Annotated in this window: 20 protein-coding genes; 7 read left to right on the top strand and 13 right to left on the bottom strand. The window is 36.1% G+C overall.

Features of this window, described 5'->3' with window-relative positions; translation table 11 throughout:
- Positions 1-7 precede the first annotated feature (7 nt).
- The 3 genes from K350_RS0122915 to K350_RS0122905 form a co-directional block, all read right to left on the bottom strand.
- Entirely contained in the window at positions 8-355 is a 348-nt protein-coding gene (locus K350_RS0122915; RefSeq protein WP_028981906.1) for a four-helix bundle copper-binding protein, read from the bottom strand.
- A gap of 165 nt (positions 356-520) precedes the next feature.
- On the bottom strand, positions 521-1,006 hold the full coding sequence (locus K350_RS30025) for a hypothetical protein (RefSeq protein ID WP_051313526.1): 486 nt from the start codon (positions 1,004-1,006) through the stop codon (positions 521-523).
- Between the two features lie 115 nt (positions 1,007-1,121).
- Entirely contained in the window at positions 1,122-3,320 is a 2,199-nt protein-coding gene (locus K350_RS0122905; RefSeq protein ID WP_028981905.1) for a PAS domain S-box protein, read from the bottom strand.
- A 220-nt stretch (positions 3,321-3,540) separates the two neighbouring features.
- Between K350_RS0122905 and K350_RS30020 the strand changes: the two genes are divergently transcribed.
- From K350_RS30020 to K350_RS0122885, 3 genes are all read left to right on the top strand, one after another.
- Entirely contained in the window at positions 3,541-4,785 is a 1,245-nt protein-coding gene (locus tag K350_RS30020; RefSeq protein WP_051313525.1) for a RecQ family ATP-dependent DNA helicase, read from the top strand.
- A 3-nt stretch (positions 4,786-4,788) separates the two neighbouring features.
- Positions 4,789-5,592, top strand: a complete 804-nt coding sequence (locus K350_RS30015) for a M90 family metallopeptidase (protein ID WP_051313523.1) — start codon at positions 4,789-4,791, stop codon at positions 5,590-5,592.
- 222 nt (positions 5,593-5,814) lie between these two features.
- Positions 5,815-6,057, top strand: a complete 243-nt coding sequence (locus K350_RS0122885; RefSeq protein ID WP_028981904.1) for a hypothetical protein — start codon at positions 5,815-5,817, stop codon at positions 6,055-6,057.
- 24 nt (positions 6,058-6,081) lie between these two features.
- On the opposite strand, the gene K350_RS0122880 is transcribed toward K350_RS0122885, so the two are convergent.
- From K350_RS0122880 to prpE, 6 genes are all read right to left on the bottom strand, one after another.
- Positions 6,082-6,897, bottom strand: a complete 816-nt coding sequence (locus tag K350_RS0122880) for a bestrophin-like domain (RefSeq protein ID WP_081671110.1) — start codon at positions 6,895-6,897, stop codon at positions 6,082-6,084.
- Between the two features lie 70 nt (positions 6,898-6,967).
- Complete coding sequence (locus K350_RS0122875) at positions 6,968-7,717, bottom strand: LytR/AlgR family response regulator transcription factor (protein ID WP_028981902.1); 750 nt, start codon at positions 7,715-7,717, stop codon at positions 6,968-6,970.
- A complete protein-coding gene (locus tag K350_RS30010; RefSeq protein WP_156027159.1) occupies positions 7,714-8,769 on the bottom strand; it encodes a sensor histidine kinase in 1,056 nt (351 codons plus the stop codon). The genes K350_RS0122875 and K350_RS30010 overlap by 4 nt, the downstream gene beginning before the upstream one ends.
- 1 nt (position 8,770) lies before the next feature.
- Positions 8,771-9,508: a LiaF transmembrane domain-containing protein gene (locus tag K350_RS0122865; protein ID WP_028981901.1), complete on the bottom strand. Its 738-nt coding sequence runs from the start codon at positions 9,506-9,508 to the stop codon at positions 8,771-8,773.
- A gap of 152 nt (positions 9,509-9,660) precedes the next feature.
- The gene (locus K350_RS0122860; RefSeq protein ID WP_028981900.1) at positions 9,661-10,164 is read right to left on the bottom strand and encodes a DUF2721 domain-containing protein; all 504 of its coding nucleotides are present in this window, start codon (positions 10,162-10,164) and stop codon (positions 9,661-9,663) included.
- 44 nt (positions 10,165-10,208) lie between these two features.
- The gene (gene prpE / locus K350_RS30005) at positions 10,209-11,372 is read right to left on the bottom strand and encodes a bis(5'-nucleosyl)-tetraphosphatase PrpE (RefSeq protein ID WP_028981899.1); all 1,164 of its coding nucleotides are present in this window, start codon (positions 11,370-11,372) and stop codon (positions 10,209-10,211) included.
- Positions 11,373-11,490: 118 nt separating this feature from the next.
- Here prpE and K350_RS0122850 point away from each other — a divergent pair, with 118 nt between their 5' ends.
- Positions 11,491-12,261 (top strand): HepT-like ribonuclease domain-containing protein, encoded by a 771-nt coding sequence (locus K350_RS0122850; RefSeq protein ID WP_028981898.1) that lies wholly within the window; start codon positions 11,491-11,493, stop codon positions 12,259-12,261.
- Between the two features lie 78 nt (positions 12,262-12,339).
- Here the strand turns inward: K350_RS0122850 and K350_RS0122845 are convergent, their stop codons facing one another.
- The 3 genes from K350_RS0122845 to K350_RS30000 form a co-directional block, all read right to left on the bottom strand.
- On the bottom strand, positions 12,340-12,675 hold the full coding sequence (locus K350_RS0122845) for a hypothetical protein (RefSeq protein ID WP_028981897.1): 336 nt from the start codon (positions 12,673-12,675) through the stop codon (positions 12,340-12,342).
- 111 nt (positions 12,676-12,786) lie between these two features.
- Positions 12,787-13,644 (bottom strand): sigma-70 family RNA polymerase sigma factor, encoded by an 858-nt coding sequence (locus K350_RS0122840; RefSeq protein ID WP_028981896.1) that lies wholly within the window; start codon positions 13,642-13,644, stop codon positions 12,787-12,789.
- Between the two features lie 286 nt (positions 13,645-13,930).
- Complete coding sequence (locus K350_RS30000; RefSeq protein ID WP_037576658.1) at positions 13,931-14,407, bottom strand: YbhB/YbcL family Raf kinase inhibitor-like protein; 477 nt, start codon at positions 14,405-14,407, stop codon at positions 13,931-13,933.
- Positions 14,408-14,559: 152 nt separating this feature from the next.
- Between K350_RS30000 and K350_RS0122830 the strand changes: the two genes are divergently transcribed.
- Positions 14,560-14,931 carry a hypothetical protein gene (locus K350_RS0122830; RefSeq protein ID WP_028981895.1) on the top strand — a complete coding sequence of 124 codons (372 nt, stop codon included), beginning with the start codon at positions 14,560-14,562 and terminating at the stop codon, positions 14,929-14,931.
- A 65-nt stretch (positions 14,932-14,996) separates the two neighbouring features.
- Here K350_RS0122830 and K350_RS0122825 read toward each other — a convergent pair whose 3' ends face one another.
- The gene (locus K350_RS0122825; protein WP_037576655.1) at positions 14,997-16,310 is read right to left on the bottom strand and encodes an alkaline phosphatase D family protein; all 1,314 of its coding nucleotides are present in this window, start codon (positions 16,308-16,310) and stop codon (positions 14,997-14,999) included.
- 124 nt (positions 16,311-16,434) lie between these two features.
- On the opposite strand from K350_RS0122825, the gene K350_RS0122820 reads away from it, so the two are divergent.
- Together K350_RS0122820 and K350_RS0122815 are read left to right on the top strand one after the other, a co-directional pair.
- The gene (locus tag K350_RS0122820; RefSeq protein WP_028981893.1) at positions 16,435-16,689 is read left to right on the top strand and encodes a hypothetical protein; all 255 of its coding nucleotides are present in this window, start codon (positions 16,435-16,437) and stop codon (positions 16,687-16,689) included.
- Between the two features lie 246 nt (positions 16,690-16,935).
- Complete coding sequence (locus tag K350_RS0122815; RefSeq protein WP_028981892.1) at positions 16,936-18,672, top strand: DNA polymerase III subunit gamma/tau; 1,737 nt, start codon at positions 16,936-16,938, stop codon at positions 18,670-18,672.
- Positions 18,673-18,741: the final 69 nt, after the last annotated feature.

Here is an 18,741-nt window from a genome sequence, read left to right as displayed (position 1 = left end):
TTAGATATTACTTTTGCAAAATAGGTTCATGAAGTTCATGACAAGCTTCAGCACAGCGCTGACACTCTTCTGCACATTCTTTACAATGACGCATAGAAGAGTGTTTTTTGCATTCCTCAGCACACATTCTACAGATTTCTTCACACAATAAAAGATACTGATGTGCAATTCTGGAATCTCTTCTTAAAAGCGCCGCTGCGGTTCTGCAAATATCCGCACAGTCTCTGTCAAGCTCAATACATTTTGTCAGCATTTTTACATTATCTTCTCTGAGACAAGCTGTAGCACACATTTCGCAGACGGCTCCGCAGTCATTTAAAATTTCTATTAAAGCAAGGTCATTTTGATTTAACATGTTGTTTTTCCATTGGTGGTTTATAAATAAAACCACCAATTTATAGGAATGTTAATCCGGCAGTAAGTAAGGGCAAAACAGTTGTCATTTAATACACTCAGCATTGCATAAAAAAAGCTCAATGCCATTTCAGCATTGAGCTTAATATTTTATTTATTTTTAAATTTATCTCCTCTTCCCTTTTCCTTTGCCGTGACCTTTACCATTGCCATGCCCCTCATGATTTTCATGTCCCTTATAATCTTTATCCCCTTTGCATTTATACTTTAGATTTTTTTTCATAGCATGGAATTCGGGAGATCCAGGTTTAATACCCAGATCTTTGGCTATTACACCCCATCCGTTACCTTTATGTCCTTCATAACACTCTATTACTTTTTCAACAGGCTTGCTACAATGACGAGAAGTCTCTAAAACTAATAATAAATCTGCGGGTTCCATCTTATACGAAATCAGCAAATGATCTATTCGTCCCTCCGACAAACCAAAATCAACACTGATTTTCCTCTTAAATAAGCTCAAATCAGTCTTTGAGTGAATATTAAAATCTCTCAGGGCTGCATCCAAATTTGCATCCCCAGTCTGAAAGCTTTGGGCATCAGCAATTTGAACTATAAAGCAAAATAAAAAGAACAGTTTTAAAACTCTCATAATCGTATAAATTAATTAATGAATTATACGATTATCATTTAAACCGGTTTACTCGCTGGATGCCAAAAACTTAGCAGTAAACATTCAAGATAAGACTCCGATTGTACTTCTGATATCAGGACATGGTTGCATCTCTTGGAAGGATTATATGGAATTCTGCTCCACCTGATTCAATATTCCGGACAGAAATACTTCCATTAAATTTCTCAATCCCATTTTGTACAATATATAACCCTAATCCAGATCCTTTGGAATCAGAATCTCCACGATAAAACATATCGAAAATCCTGTTGATAATATTTGAATTGATTCCCCTTCCATTATCTTCAACTATAATTTCGATAGCATCATTAGAATCTCTCACTGTTACCTTAATCAGAAGCTTTCTCAGCAGAGACTTATATTTTATAGAGTTTTCAAATAAGTTCTGAAAAATAGATACAAGTAATTCTTCATCAGAAAAAAAAGGAGTTTTAAGGTCAACATTCAGCTCAAGCTTAGGAAGATCAAATGCCTGCTGATAAATCAATGTATCGAGTACCTCCGGCACCAGCTTTTTGAAATCAATTTCTACAAATTCAAAAACATTGCTTTTTATCCTTATTATCTTCATAAGGTTAAGCAATGAGCTGTCAAGTTTTTTGGTGCATTTTTCTATAAGTGAAAAATATTCAATAGCTTTTGCATCTGCCACTTCACCTTTAGCAACCATGGTAAGACCAATCACTGAGGCCAATGGACCTTTCAAATCATGAGAAGCCATATACAAAAACTTGGAAAGCTCCTCCGCTATTTTACTGGTTTCTTCTCTGCTTTTCTTTAATTCAGATGCATCAATAACAAAGCCTACTCCCAGATTCTTTATTCCTCCAAGAATTGCAGATGCAATAAGCACAGGTACCTTACTCCCATCGCGCCTTAGATATTCCTTTTCATAAGGAGTAATGAAACCATTCTTCATAAATTCTTCAACTGCTATCTCATCTCTCCATAAATATTCTTCAGGAGTCAGATCTTTCCAATACATTTCTTTCTCATAAAACTGCTCCCTGGTGTACTTTATAATCTCCAAAAACTTAGTATTAACTTCTACAATCTTCTGATTTGAATCTGTAAATGCAATGCCAATCATTTGTGTGTTAAACAAACTACGAAACTTTGCTTCACTACTCTTAATCTCTTCTTCAGCAATTTTCTGAGCCGTAATGTCTTTAATGGAAATGTGAGTTGATTTCCCATCAGCCAATTCGAAATAAGTAATTTCCACTTCAGCAGGAAATTCTATACCATCTTTATCAGCAAAAAACAACTCAAAGGTTGGCTCTACTTCTTCATGATTATCTATCCTGCTAATTCGTTCATTAATGGCTTCAAATGATTTTGGAGACAATAGAATAGTCGGAGATTTTCCAATAAGCTCATCAACTGAACTGTATCCGAACTTCTTTAATAATGCATCATTTACAAGAGTGATTTTGTAGTCCTTTGATATAAGGTTTGCGCGGTGAGATTTTTCAAATAACATTCTGAATCTCTCCTCTGAATTCTTTAACTCTCTTTGATAGTTGATTTTGAGAGTAATATCAGTAAACGTTCCAATATATCCCTTTATCTTCCCGCAACTGTCAAATAAGGGAGAGCCATGGATCATTACGTTAAGAATTTTGCCATTCTTTGAAATCAATTCCCCTTCAAAAACGGAAGCTACATCATCCAACCTTTTCTGATGCTGATTCCTCATAGCTTCTATGCTTCTGGGAGTAAAGAATTCAAAATATGTTCTTCCCTTTATATCATCGATAGATGAAAGGTTCAACATGGTACACATACATTTATTCAAATATAAAGTGTGCCCCATCATATCGACCTCCCAGATCCCTACATCAATTTCGTCTATAATAAATTCAAACTTTTTTCCTGCAGAATTAAGTGCTATAGGAGCTTCTGTCAGATTCTTAACAAGCATAAGCACGCCTGCTCCTTCATCATTATCACCCTTAAATGGAAGATAAGAGAACCTGAACAACTTGCGGGAATCAATTGAAAATGGACTTAGGGTTAATTCTGTTAATTCTTTTGGGGTTCCATTTAAAGCTTCTTTGATACAAGTAAAATGTTCTGAATCCTTGAGAGAAGGGAACTGCTCTGTAATCAATCCTTCCAGTACATCATGCTTTGACACACAGAAAATATCCTCTGCCACTGAATTTATATTATAAATTCTCCAATCGGAATCCAGCAACAGGTAACCTAGTTGCTCATGCCTGGCAAGCATTTCAGCCAATTCTACAGAGGCATTGTTATTTCGGATCATTGAATTCTTGTATCGTTAGAGGAGTTTTAAACAGAAAAGTATTGGAGGTAATAGTACTTTTCAAATTACTTTTCAACTAATGCAAATATAATCAACTGCAAATCAATAGTAAACCCCACAATTAATTGTTAATAAGTTGTTCAAAATTAGCTATGTTATCAAATAAAAAAAACTCTTATTTTTAAAATTAGCTTTTACAATTTTCTTTTGATTTTCACAGATGGATTCATTGCAGGTTCTCCAGGAGGTATTTGGTTATTCCGGTTTCAGATTTGAGCAGGAAAATGCAATCAGGAGCATATTGTCTGGAAGAGACACGTTTGTCCTTATGCCTACTGGCGGAGGCAAGTCACTCTGCTATCAGGTTCCTGCCCTTGTATTTGAGGGATTAACAATCGTAGTATCACCCTTGCTGGCTCTTATGAAAGATCAGGTAAATACTCTAAGGGCTAAGGGAGTAGATGCAGCTTGTCTAAATTCTACAATAGGAGTAAGTGAACGACTGGACACCCTTGAGAAAATAGAGAACCAACAACTAAAAGTTTTATATCTGGCTCCTGAAAGGTTCTTTGGGGAAGAAAACGAACTGATGGAGTTATTGAAGTCAGTTAAAGTTTCCCTAATCGCAGTTGACGAAGCTCATTGTATATCGCAATGGGGGCATGACTTCAGGCCTGAGTTCCTGCAACTTGGAGAGCTTCGCAGTAAATTTCCAGGAGTACCCGTGATAGCTTTAACAGCTACTGCTGACGACCTTACAAGAAAAGATATCATTCAACAACTGCAGCTCAAAGACCCGGAAATACTTGTAGCAGGATTTAACAGACCCAATATCAAATACCATGTGAGGGCTAAAAAAGACGGCTATGCCAAGCTCGTTTCCTATCTGAGACCCAGGAGGCAGGAATGCGGAATCATTTATGTTTTCTCGAGAAAATCAGCCGAAGAACTTGCTGCCAAACTTCGTCTTGAAGGATACAATGCAAGACCCTACCATGCCGGACTTGATAAATGGGTAAGAGATCAGAACCAGGATGCATTTATCAAGGGAGAAGTAAAAATCATTGTTGCTACCATTGCATTCGGAATGGGAATAGACAAACCTAATGTCAGATATGTGGTACATATGGATTTGCCAAAAAATATTGAAGGATATTATCAGGAAACCGGAAGAGCTGGAAGGGATGGTAACCCTAGTGAAGCTATACTCTTCTATAGCAGTGCAGACGTATCCAAAATGAAACGTTATGTTGAAGTTGAAAACAATTCAGAACAAACTGCTCTCATGTTTAAGAAACTAGGAAGAATGGCAGAGTTCTGTGAGATAAATACCTGCAGAAGAAAATACTTACTGGAATACTTCGGTGACACATACGATACTCAAAATTGCGGCTCCTGCGATGTTTGCATGAATGCAAATGAAAACCCCCAAACCCAGCTATTTTCGCCTTATACAGCACAATAAACAATGATTCCTACTTTTTATATATTCCTCTTTCTTTTTCTGATTCTTGCATTTACTGGGATTGTTTTTTTTATTTCTTTCTGGATAAAAAGTGAGAAAAAGAAAAAGGAGAAAATTCTAAAAACACCTTTCCCAGAGAGCTGGAAGGAATACCTTACTAAAGAAATATCTTTCTACCGCGACCTTGACGATCTTCAAAAAACTAGATTTGAAAACAAGGTAAAATTATTTCTTAGTGATACAAGAATCACTGGAGTTGAGTTAAAAATTACTGATGAGCTCAGGCTTTTAGCCGCTTGCAGTGCTATTATCCCTATATTTTACTTTGATGAATGGGACTATTTCAACCTGGTTGAAATTTTGATTTATAATGAAGAAGTTAACCCTAATCAACCAAATGATCCGGAGCGTGGCGGCACTTTACTTGGACAGGTGAGACCTTTTCAGAGCAGGCATGTCATGCTACTATCTATGCAATCCCTCATTCGTGGGTTCGCATACATGAATGGCAAAGACAATCTTGGCTTTCATGAATTTGCACATCTGATAGATGAAACTGATGGCTCCATTGATGGAATTCCAAAATCCATTTTGCCCCCTTCCCTGGTCAGACCATGGACCGACTTGATGTATAAGGAGATCGAAAAAATTAAAAAGGGACGTTCGGATATCAATCCATATGGAGTTACCAATTCCGCAGAATTTTTCGCTGTTGTTTGCGAATACTTTCTTGAAAACCCTGATAAATTTAAAATTAAACATCCAGAATTGTACTCTATTTTAAGTACTGCCTTCAAAAGATCATGAATATGAGATAAATACAGGTCCCTCCCCCTTAAATTGTTTTTTTTCAAGAACACATCTTTGTATAATCCAAACAAAAAGTATTTCATGCCGGTTATTTACACACATGGTTAATCCAACCAGAGAGGGGTTTGATTTCCTGAATGTTAAAACTGAATTATTACAGAATTCAGGAGACTCATTTAACAACCCTACATAAAGACTAACGGAAATGATAATACTAAAATGGAAGAGAAAATTTTAATTACCGAAGCAATTGAACTGAAACCTGAAGATATATTAAGAAACCCTAAAGGAAGGGTATATAGGATCAATTCATATCATCAAAATAAATCCAGCTTCAGACTTAGCCCGTACCCTATTGAGCAGGAGAATGAAAACCCGGTCAGCCTTATTATCACTAAAGAAGCACTGATCGCGAAAAAATGGGAACTAATAACAGAAAAAGATATCAAGCTTTCAGCATAATGAAAGCTTGATATCTTTTTCAAATCACTTCTTCTTCTTTTCAATTTCCTTTTTTAACTCAAGCAAACTATCCTGGCTTACGAGTATCATCCCTCTCCTTGGTCTATCCAAATCCATTATCACTAAGAGAATGGTGCACACACAAAAGGAAAACAGGATGGTAAAGAATATATGCCTGTCAAAAGCTATTCCACAGCTATAACCAACTGCAACATTAGTTAATATAGATATCAGAAACAACAGAAAAAATATCACCTCAGGAACATGATTTTCCATTGCTATATAACGCTTATTGCTTGCGTTAATAAGTTTGTTGAAAGATTCTAGGATCACTGCTGCAAGATAGTCCGGAAGTTCCTTGGTTATTTCGGGTGAGTAGGACCATAATTTCTTCTGAATATTTCTTGTCTGTCTGTTTACTTCCAAAACTTTAGATTCATCCAGCTTCGGCTGATAAAATAAAAGCCGGATATCAATATATTCTCTTAATACATCATGCAATTTCGTCCTGGTGGAATCCGGTAATAGGTCAGACCTATAATAGGCCGTTTCCAAAGCATCAGTTTCTTCTGCCAGAAGAGTCCGTCCATCATCAAATCTGGACACAGCCATTGCAAAGGTAAATGCAATCATTAGTCCAAGCAAGCTTATCAAACCTACCTGAAAATTTGTAATTACATTTCGTCTCTTTTCATCGTTCACTGCAGGACTTTTAATACCCATCCTGAAACCTGCTTCAAAACCAGCAAACATGAGTATCAATACGACCAGCGAAATATACCATTCGCTAATCCAGAACAGGAACAGTTTAGTTAAAAGAATAAAATCAACTAGCATCATAAGTCGTAACAATTACATCAATGAATACTCAATGTATTTAATGATGTTTGAAAGAGACTGATGAAACCGACTAAAAATTAAGATTCTTTTTCAATTCGGAATAATTGCTTCTGCTTACTGGTATTTTAGCTCCACTTCGTAAAACAATAAGATGGCTATCTTTTTCATAAGGTTCAATCTGAATGATTTCATTAAGATTGACAATATAGGATCTATGAACCCTCATAAATAGTGAAGGATCAAGAGCATCTTCGAAATACTTCATTCTTTGCTGCTTTAAATATTTTCCAGCCGCACAATAAATCATAACATAATCATCCTGGGCCTCAAGGTAAAAAATATCTTCAACCTGAACGACATTGATTTTATTGCCTGTTTTAACCGCAACTCTTTCAAGTGTCCCTTGCTTCTGCTTTAAGCTATTATTTATTCCTCTAGCATCATTGACTGATTCATTATGCTTGAGTCTTGTTTTTGCTTTTTTAACAGCCTGTTCAAAACGTTCTCTTGAGTAAGGCTTCAGAAGATAGTCTGCAGCATTCATTTCAAAAGCTTTCAGTGCATATTCATCATAGGCAGTTGAGAAAATAATCAAAGGAGGATTTTCCATCAATTCAAGCATTTCAAAGCCTGTAAGCTTGGGCATTTGTACATCCAGAAAAAGAATATCTGGTTGCAATTCCTGAACAGATTTTAATGCAGAAAAACCATCACCGCACTCAGCTAATATTTCCATATCAGGATCATCTTTAAGATATGATCTGATAAGGCTTCTTCCGAGTGGTTCATCATCCGTAATGATTACTTTATATTTAGTCATATTTGTTTTTGTGGAATAAAAACATCAACCCTGAATGCATGATGTTCTCTATGAATTTTTAACAGATCAGATCTGCCAAAGCTAAGATATAGTCTTTGTGCCACGTTCCTCAACCCTATTCCTTTGCGGCCTACTTTTTTTATTTCCTGATCACATGAATTCTCAACAGATATATGCAGATTGCCATTTGCCAATTCTGCATTGATTGATATGGTAATACTTTCCAGACTTTCATAGACACCATGCTTCACTGCGTTTTCAACCAAAGGCTGAAGCAACATTGGAGGTATTAAAGCACCATTAACAGAATTCTTTATATCCAATTCTATTTGCAACTTTTCACCGAAGCGTATCTTTTCAATATCAAGATATAAATTTATAGTTTCAAGCTCTTCTTCAATATCTATGAGAGAAGTTTTACCCTGATCCAAAGATTTCCGAAGAAAGGTTGACAGTTTGACGATCATTTCCCCTGCTGCCTGCGGATCTAATATTGTCAAGGCATTAATAGAATTAAGGCTATTGAATATAAAATGAGGATTAAGCTGAGACTTAAGCATAGACAACTCTGTTTCCTGAATTGCAGACTTCAACTCTGCTTCCTTTAATTGCTTTTCCTTTATCGTTCTGGAAAACATTATCAGATAATAAATCAATACGAACGCCAGGAAATAAAAGAAAGCCAATATACACCTCCAGGGTATAGATGCATCAAGGAACTTTAAGTATTCATAATTACTTTCACTTACCACATTCAATAAAAGATAACCAGAGCCTACAGACAATAGCACAAATATCAGAGCGGCTCCCAGATAATTCGTGCAAATAAAGTAGAAAGACTGGTTTTCAAAATTAAGGTATCTGACCATATACCAAAGGCTCAGACCAGTGAAGGAAAATAAAAAATTAAAAATTACTGCATCCAGTATTGCCGGGAGAAAAGGTTGGTGATATAAATAGAACAATACCACTGTATGGGCCATTGAAATAAGTACCCATACAGTGATATAAAAATAAAGCTGCTTAAGTTTTCCGGTAAAAGGATGAATCATCTTATCCTCTTTTAATTTCAACTCCTCCCATTACAAGAGTACCTTTGAGTACAATCTCAGCAGCAGGGTCTATGTATGCATTTTTATCTTTAGATGCTGCTTTATCTTCAAAGCCACCCAAAATTGTCACTAGTTCTGATCGGACATTCCACTCATGTGGCACAAGTAGCGTCACTCCACCGCAAATTACTTCAAGATTTATGACATTATTTTCTTTTGACAAATAGCAATTGGTAAGGTCTATTTCAGCGCCTCCGAAGATTGCCGTAACTTTTCCACCTTTAAAATCATATGAGCTAATTTGCTTTTCAGCTCCGCTAAAGATTACAGTCGTTTCCATATAATTTTCCTCTGTTATATCAATTGTTGAATCCCGTTTAAAATCTATTAATACTTTTTTTTTTGGAAAGATCATTTTAAAGAAAATGGCTAAGCCGATTAATATAAGTATCGCTGGCCATACTTTCCCAAATTCTAACTTTGGAATGTTCAGTGCTTCTGGCAATATAAAGAATGTCCCTATTGCCGCCATAGTCAATCCAAACATCCAGTTTCTGAGAAGAATGTTATATACACCAAATGCGATTAAAAGCATTTTCCATGTGTATACATAAGGAGGCAGTATCAACAATTCAAGGTTCTTAAATAATAGAACTGCTCCGATACCAATAAAAAACAGTGCTGACCAAAAAGCATCAATGGATGAGTTTTTCATATCTGAATAATTATCTTTTTTCATTTTTTTTCTGCTTAACGATTCAAAAATAGAAAGCACTTAAAAAAATAAAAATTAAAAATCGGTGAGCTGCAAAAAAATACCGGTAAACGGAATAAAAATATACTTACTACTGTATTTCAAATATTAGAGATATTCAAAGAATTGAATACCCTTCATATATCATCTTCCTCGTGTCTGGAATTGAACTTTTCAGTTCCGACATCCAAAACATAATTCATTTCTTCCCTCACAGCAATCAATGCAATACCTGATTCTGAGATCAGCAGCAATGTTGCATAGAATACAAGTCCTGAACCAAATATTCCGAGTACCAGAGGTAACCATGTAAAACGGATATTCAATATTTCCACAACGCCTATGCAAATACTGGTAGCAACGAAATCACTCAGAGCTACATAGAGAATTGTCATAGCTCTTTGCAACAACCTCGTTCTTCTGGTAACCTTATTCAACTGATTATAAACATGTTCTTTCTCCGAAAGTACCTTTTTTGTAAATAGATTTTTAATAAGTCTTTCGGACAAGTTTCGAGCACGATCGATATTCCTGCCTAAACGTTGGCTAGTAGCTACGATGAGCGAAGTAGTAGCCAGAATCAGCACGGCAGGTGTGATCATAGCTGTAAGTATGGTTAATGCAAGAGATACGTCTTTCATAAGATTTAGCTAACTCTCTTTTCTCTTTTAATTCAAACTAAAATTTAATCCTGCAGATTCCACTCTTTTCTAAAGTCCACAAAATCAACTCCGGGATAATATGTATCAAAGGCATTTACTGATATGAGCTCATTTTCCGGGTATCGCAATGCGGTAAGCTTTCCCCCAAAAACACATCCACTATCTATATCAATTGAATTATGGACCCAGAATGGTTCTTTTACTGGCGTATGCCCATATACTACTTTGGCTTTCCCTTCATAATCACGGCCCCAATCTTGCCGCACAGGCAGTCCATCATCCTTTTTATTTTCTCCTGGCGCTCCGAAAACACAATAGTCCTTTATCTCTCTCTTATCCTTTCCCTGCATATCTTCCCTGATACCCGCATGGACAGCTACAACTCGGCCTTCGTCGAAGACATAATGGGAAGGCAAACTTTTAAAAAAGCGGATAAGTTTGTTTTTTAATTCTTCTGACTTCCCTACAAACTGCCTTATTGTTTTTTCCAAACCACTATTAACTGTAACAGGATTACCTTTCAGATAGCGTAAAAACTTTTCATCATGATTTCCAAGCACAGCATAAGCCATATTCTGATTATTTAACTCAAGTATAAGTTCCATTACCTTATCGCTTGCCGGTCCCCTGTCAACCATATCACCAAGGAATACCAACTTTCTTTCCTGAGGATGAAAATATTTTTTATGAATGGAACCATTTATCATGGTATATGTAGTTACATATCCAAGTTTATCAATCAAGGCAATCAGTTCATGATAACAGCCATGAACATCTCCAATAAAATCAAAAGGGCCATGCTCATCTAACATTCTTGTATGAATCCTATTAAGCCTGAATGAAAGCGTATCCCACTCCTTTTTATCATCAGTTAGATATACATTCTTTACTCCTTGTCTCCGCAGCCTTTTCCTTACTTTTAAATTAATTACTTTATCGGGATTGTTGCGATCCACTTTGCCCAGGACATGAAAGGGTACAAAATTTCTTCTTGCTATCTTAGCTAATTTCATAATTTCATCAAATGCAGGTCTCACAAGGTGAAGAAAGGTCAACACCCCCTTTTCTAATCGCTTTAAGAGATTAGGATCTTCTATACCGGCAACTACATTATGTTTTGCCCACCCAGGCAAATGCCCGGTTCCGGTAATTAAAATCAATGCATCTTCTTCAAAAGATAACCGCATCCTGCTTAGAGATTTAAATTCGCATATTCATATTAATATACTAACAAAAAACTCAAAGCAATCAGTTTTAGGAAACGTAAAGGATGAATTTTCTTGTTAGATATAAAAGGAATGGATTATGGCAATGGTAAGTGAAGATAGAATCAGGCTTCTTGATATGGCCGATTCCATAAGAGAAATACAAAGTTATATCGGAAGAGATGATTTTGCAGAGTTTAGCATTTCAGATAATGAAAGACAAGCTGTGATAGAACAACTTGTTATGATTGGCGGTGCCTCTGCTCTGTTGAGTGATGAGTTTAGAGAAAAATATGGAGAGATCGATTGGGATATGTTAAAAGGCTTGCAATACGCAAACTTTGATGAAACTCTTGAACTTGATTTACACCCTCTGTGGAGAATTGCTCAGGAAGATCTTCCCGATATTATGAACCAAATACTGGACCTTGCAGCTGTTCTGGAAGGAGAAGAAGATTTATCGGATGTTACCCTTAATGAAGAAGATTTCAAGGATAATCAATTCATACAGGAAGAAATTACATCCAGGATAAATGTAGATAAAAATGTACGATTGGAAGATGAAAGTTTTAATCCTCCACTTGAGAAGGATATGGTTGTAAGAAAAATTCGTCCCAGGAAAATCGGCAGCAACAGAGATTCCCTAAAAATGCCCGAACACATGAAAAAGAAAGAGGCTAAAAAGGTGCCAAGCAAACCATCTTCTTCTTTTCAGCATCATGAAGAAGAGCATTTACCCTTTGGAGCAGGGATTGCCGATGAAGAAGCCAGGAAAAACGTTGAGGCGATTCATAAAGGCTCAAAGGGAACAATTGATGACAATGAAATAGAAAACACAGATCTTAAAGGGTTTGACAGATCTGATGATTAAAAAATTTTATAATACTAAAAAAAGATACTCATCAGAAGCATCTTTTTTTAGTATTCAATATTATTAATTATAAATAATCTACACTCTTTGCTTTAATACAATCTTATGCTCTGCATGGCTGTCTACCGTTAATCGCCAAGGTTTCATCTCCCTGCAAAGCTTGCCATTAAACAGACAAGGAATATCTGCCTGCTCAATTTCTGTTAAATGCTTTTTAATCTTGAAAAAACCTACAGACTTCCCTACTACAGTTTCCTGATTGGGATATAATATCATCACATTCGTTTCCCTACTATCCTTTTCACACTGTCCTTCAGAAATCAGAACGACAGCACTGTCGTCTTCCAGATAATCTACTATCCACTTTTTCATGGATTCAATCTTTTCTGAACAGACGTTGTATTTTTCATTCATGACTACTTCCTTTATTTAAAAAACCCATATTCATGAATTTTGTTAACTCTATAATTTTTAGCAGATTAAATAACTAAAGATGAATCCTTAGGGAAAAATCGCAAATTGTAGTTAAAAATATGCTGTTAACAGCTCTGGTTTTACCCCTGATCTCAGCTTGCGCAATGCACATTCTTTCAGCTGTCGCACTCGCTCCTTGGTAAGCCCCATAGAGGCCGCAATGTCTTCCAGTGATTCGCTATATTCCCTGCCAAGCCCAAAGAATCTGAGGATAACTTCTCTTTCTCTTTCGGAAAGTTTTCTTAAAATCCGTTCAATATCCTTTTTTACCGAATCAAACATCAGATCCTGGTCAGGATGGGATGAATTTGTATGTTTCAGGATATCCAGCATACAACCTTCTCCATCATCGAACTCTGCCTGGAGTGATGCCGGTTTATCCCCTATAGGATTTAAGTCTACAACTTCCTGTGGTTTACAATCGACATGTTCCGCGACTTCATCAGGTGTTGGCTCACGTTCAAATTTTTGCTCGAACTCGGAACTGAATTGTTTTATTTTAGAACGCTCCATAATCTTATGCAATGGCAACCTTACAAATCGTCCGTTTTTTGATAAAGCGTCCAGTATAGATTGCCTGATCCACCATACAGCATAAGAGATAAATTTAAATCCCTTTGTTTCATCGAACTTCTGAGCAGCTTTAATAAGGCCAATATTTCCTTCATTAATCAAATCATTAAGCGGAATATCTCCATAGTGGTACTGCTTCGCTACAGATATAACGAATCGAAGATTTGCTTTTACCAATCTTTCCAAAGCGGCTTCATCTCCCTCTCTTACTTTCTTTGCAAGAATTGCTTCTTCATCCGGCGTCAGAAGCTCTGCTTTAGAAACTTCATTGAAATACTTCTCTACCGTAGAACTGTCTCTGTTTGTTAAAGATTGTGTAATTTTAAGCTGTCTCATCGCGCCTATAAATAAAATTTTACCCTCAGCTCCTTGCTGAAAAAGTTTATTGAAAATTCTCTATTAATTGAGTTAAATATCATACAGAGATATTTTAAGAAAAGTTCAAAACAGTGAACAGAAAAAGTGAATAAAAAACAGAATCAGTAAGTAGAAACAATGAACAGTAAGCAGTAACAAAAGAGTCAAACTTAAAACAGAGATAAGAGAAAATAAATAGTTCACTTTACTCTTTCTATTTCTACAATGATGTTTACTGCTACTCTTTACTGTTTACTGTTATGGTTCACTGTTTATTGTTTCTGTTTATTGTTCCTGCTTTAGTCTTTTGTCTTTCATAGGTTCCGACAAGAGTCGCTTCCTCTATAACATGTCCTTTTATATAGTTCAAAAGCATTCTTCTATCAGACTCTTCAGGTATTGCTGGCATATTATCTAGTGCAAACAACCTGAAAATATAATGGTGCTCCCCCACTGGAGGACAAGGCCCTTCATACCCTAGCGTACCACCTGAAGATATCCCTTCAATCCCGTCAGGTTCTGAATTTTCAGCAATGCCTTTGCAATCAGCTGGCATGTTAAAAACTACCCAATGAGCCCAAATTTTAGTCGGGGCATCCGGGTCTTCAACCAACAAAACCAGACTTTTGGCACCTTTTGGAACATCCACGAACTGTAATTCCGGATTAATGCTTGCTCCCTCACATGAATACTCAAGAGGTATCATCTCTCCATTTCTAAAAGCCGGACTAATAATTTCCATATCTGTCTATGTTTACCCTATACAACATTTAACATCTTATCGATGTACCCTCGTTCGGCTAATTATGAAAAAAAACAGAAAAAATTACTCTATAAACTATCCTTAAAATATCAATGTTCTTCTGATGATTAGAACACAATTAGGAATTTAAAATGAATAGACTGATTCTTTTGGAAAACAGCAAGACCAGCTTTGGCAGCTTGCATAGAGAACTTGAAGAGAGAGGGTTCCTGGAGTTCCGTGTATACAACACATTGAGTGATTTTATCAATCATTCATATCAGAAAAAAGAAGATTTATATCTCGTCGTAATAGATTCACTCTTACCAGACTTTTCAATGCAAACGTTACAACATCTGAAAGAAAAATTTCCGGATGACTTCTTATTGTTAATACATAATATTGATGATAAACAACAGCAAAAAATAGCTGACGCTGTTGGAGTAAACAAGTCTATGATAAAAAGTTCCAACACTGCTGACCAGATAAAAAATATTTTTCTTTCATTGGAACCAACCGTATAAATAAGAGAGTTAGAACTGTTAAAAAAATTTGTTAGCTCTCCTTTATCTATTTGTATTTTACTTTACTAATATATCTCAGATTTATATATCCTCTTTTCCCACAATGGCATACTTTTATTCGAATAGATAGTCATATTAATGTATCGCTTTTCCCCCTCACCACCTATAGTAATGATGCTGAAGTTTCTTTCAGCAATCAAAGATCCATTTAACCTTAATTTATTGTGACCTAGCTCCTTCTTCGGAACACTTGAGGTAAGAGGTGAGCAAGTCAGTTCATATAAAGGATAATTACCTTTTCTAGGCATCATGGTGACCTCCGAAAAATGCCTGTCACCGGTTAATAGTATTATTCCCCCTACCTCAGCTTTATCAAGCTCACTCAGCAAGTACTTCCATTCATTCTTATATCTTGAATAGTTTTCAAATACCTTATCAGGATTCAGAATCTGCCCGCCCATGGCAATGAATTTAAATGTAGCACTGCTTCTCTTTAGTTCAGTAATGAGCCAGCTTATCTGCTCTTTTCCTAGCAACTGCTTATTGGCTCTCGCAATCTTTGCCGGCGCCCTGAATGTTCTGTCATCAAGAAGAAAAAACTCAACATCATTCCATGAAAATACATTAGCAATGCTATTCCTTTTTTGGAATTCTGTTAAATTATTATTGCACCAGAATAAGCGAAACAATTCATTGCTGTAAGCTTTGTTTTTGAAAGTACTGTCAGCATCGTTGGGACCAAAATCATGGTCATCCCAGATAGCATAGTGATGAGAAGTTCTTAAAAGATTTTGCAGGTAAGGATTACCTCTTGAAAAAGTATATCTGTGCAACATACCATCCCTGCTTGCAACATCAGCGTTCTCAAAGTAAATATTGTCACCAAGCCAGAGCATGAAATCAGGCTTAAGTGCTGCTATAGAAGTATAAATTTTATAGATGTTTTTATCTTCATCACTCGCTATATCCGTCTCTTTAGTGTATGCACAGCTTCCGGTTGCAAAAGAAAACTCACCGCCAGCAGATGAATCTGGCTGAGTTCTGAAGAAAAGAGGTTCCTTAAACTCCTGTTTGATATCATTAATATAAACTTCATACTGATACATTTTTCCAGGTTTAAGGTTTCTTAAATCGAATTGAAATGTATTACCATGCTCTACATCTGATGCAACTTCAGAACTATAGTCAAAACCATTTTCATCCTCATATATCCAATATTTTATTTTTGCGTTGGAGGGTTCTTTAGTCTGAAGCCAGATGTTTACTCTGTTTTTTCCGGAAAAGCCCGGCATAGGTCCTGAATGCAAAAGTCCGTTCTGTGCAAAGGATATTGAAGATAAAGACAGTATTATAAAAAGATGAGCAATAAAACCTTTCATTATTAATTGATTTATAAATGAGAAATTAAAAAATATTTATTACCTGTATATTAAATCTTAAACCTTTTTTGACTAAAGGTGTTTTGAATTAAAATCATCACAAATAGAATAACACACTACAGATATGAACAGATCTATAAGCATTGTGCCTGCTGGCTCTTGCTGGGAAGCAAAAGAAGCAATTTCTGACAAAGTTATATTCAGAAGCCCTACAAAAAGAGATATTGTACTGAGAACTTTTGAATTTGCCAGAAAAGAGCAAAAATGCAAGGTGACTATTCTTAACCATAGTGGACATGTTGAAGAAGAAAGACTATTTGATGAAAATCCAGAAAAAAAGCTACAAGATTTCTTAAAATATTATCAAACTAACCTTTAGTAAATTACCAGACAAGCTGTTGTCCGGAAGGACAACAGCTTTTTATTGATTATATAAATATTTTTTAAATCAATCTGGCATTTTCAAATTAAAAAAGCTTTAGACTTTTAACTTTCAGCACTAAGCTTTTAGCTTTCAGCCTTATAACCAGTTTTGAATCAGAAACATTGAAATTTTCCACATAAAGTATCCAATTTAGACGTTCCTTCCGTTTAAAAAATAACAGAAATTATATAAATTGCGAGGATGGAAAATTTTGTTGTTTCGGCAAGGAAATACCGTCCGACTACTTTTGAAACAGTTGTCGGTCAGTCTCATATAACTACAACGCTAAAAAATGCTATTAAAAATAAGCATTTAGCTCAGGCATTTCTCTTTTGCGGACCAAGAGGAGTCGGTAAGACTACTAATGCCCGTATTTTGGCCAAAACAATCAATTGCGAAAATATTACTTCTGAAATTGAGGCGTGTAATGAATGTGAATCATGCAAAAGTTTCAATAACAATGCATCATTTAACGTACATGAGCTCGATGCTGCCTCCAACAACTCTGTAGACGACATCAGAAATCTTGTAGACCAGGTAAGATACCCTCCACAATATGGAAAATATAAAATCTATATTATAGATGAGGTTCACATGTTGTCAAATGCGGCATTTAACGCATTTCTTAAGACCCTGGAAGAACCTCCTAAATATGCAATCTTTATCCTGGCAACGACTGAAAAGCATAAGATTATACCAACTATCCTTTCACGTTGTCAGATATTTGACTTTAGCAGAATATCAGTAAAAGATATTGCTGCTCACCTCGCCCGAATTGCAGAGAAAGAAACTATTAAAGCTGAAGCACAAGCACTACACCTGATCGCCCAAAAGGCAGATGGAGCCCTAAGAGATGCCCTTTCTCTATTTGACCTGATTGTCACATTCTCTTCTGACAATACTGTTACTTACAAGTGTACAATTGACAATCTGCATATACTTGATTATGATTATTACTTCAAGATGACAGACTTGCTGAATCGCCAGGATGTAGCTGGTGCATTGCTTGTATATGATGAAATTCTGAGAGATGGTTTCGACGGACATAACTTTATCATAGGACTAGGAGAGCATTTGCGTAATCTCCTTGTATGCAAAGATGCTGCAACACTTAAACTCCTTGAAGTATCTGATGAGGTGAAACAGAAATATGGTTCTCAGGCAGAAGCAGCGTCTATTTCATTCCTTATGTCTTGTCTGAATATTATCAGCGGATGTGATCTTCAATTCAAAAACAGCAAAAACCCGAGACTTCTCATTGAGCTTGCGCTCATGAAAATGGCCTTTCTCAACCAGGCTATAAATCTTGGTTCTGAACTCCGGGCAATGCCTGAGGAGTTAAAAAAAAAAGCTGATACAGTAAATATTAATGGATCCGGGGCGCCTGCAGAGGCGCCTGCCGAATCCAAAAACAATGCAGGACCAGCGGCTCCCAAACCTGCTGCTGAGAAATCAGAGCTTAAATCCACTATTAAGCTTCCCAGTCTGAAAGATCTCCAAAAAGGGGCAGACACTAAGATGCCGGAAAAGAAAGTCGAAACGGTTTCTGCATCAGATCTGATTACAGTAAATAAACCCATTGACCCGAAAGAACTCATGAAGTACTGGCAGGAATATGCCATGAACCTTAGAAACGAAGGTAAAATGAATGAATACTTTATTATTGATAGAGTATATGATTTGGTAGATGGTAATATTATCAAAATTAAACTTGATAATTTCATCCAACAAGATCAGATAAATGAAATGAGATCATCTCTGCTTGATTTTCTGAGAAGCAAGATTAGTAACAAAACCCTTCAGCTCGAAGCTGAACTCTCTTCTCAGGACGAAGTAAAATTAATCTATACTCCAAAAGAAAAGCTTAACTACTTAACTCAGAAATATCCTATCATTGATGAGTTAAGAAAAAGATTCGGCCTTGAATCTGAATTCTAATCAAGCTGTCATTTTTATTTTTTAAATTTCGCCGGAAATAACTTTTAGAACCACTAAGGGGTTTCCCTT

The sequence above is a fragment of the Sporocytophaga myxococcoides DSM 11118 genome, assembly GCF_000426725.1.
Taxonomy (GTDB): Bacteria; Bacteroidota; Bacteroidia; order Cytophagales; family Cytophagaceae; genus Sporocytophaga; species Sporocytophaga myxococcoides.
This window is presented reverse-complemented; position numbering and strand designations above follow the sequence as displayed.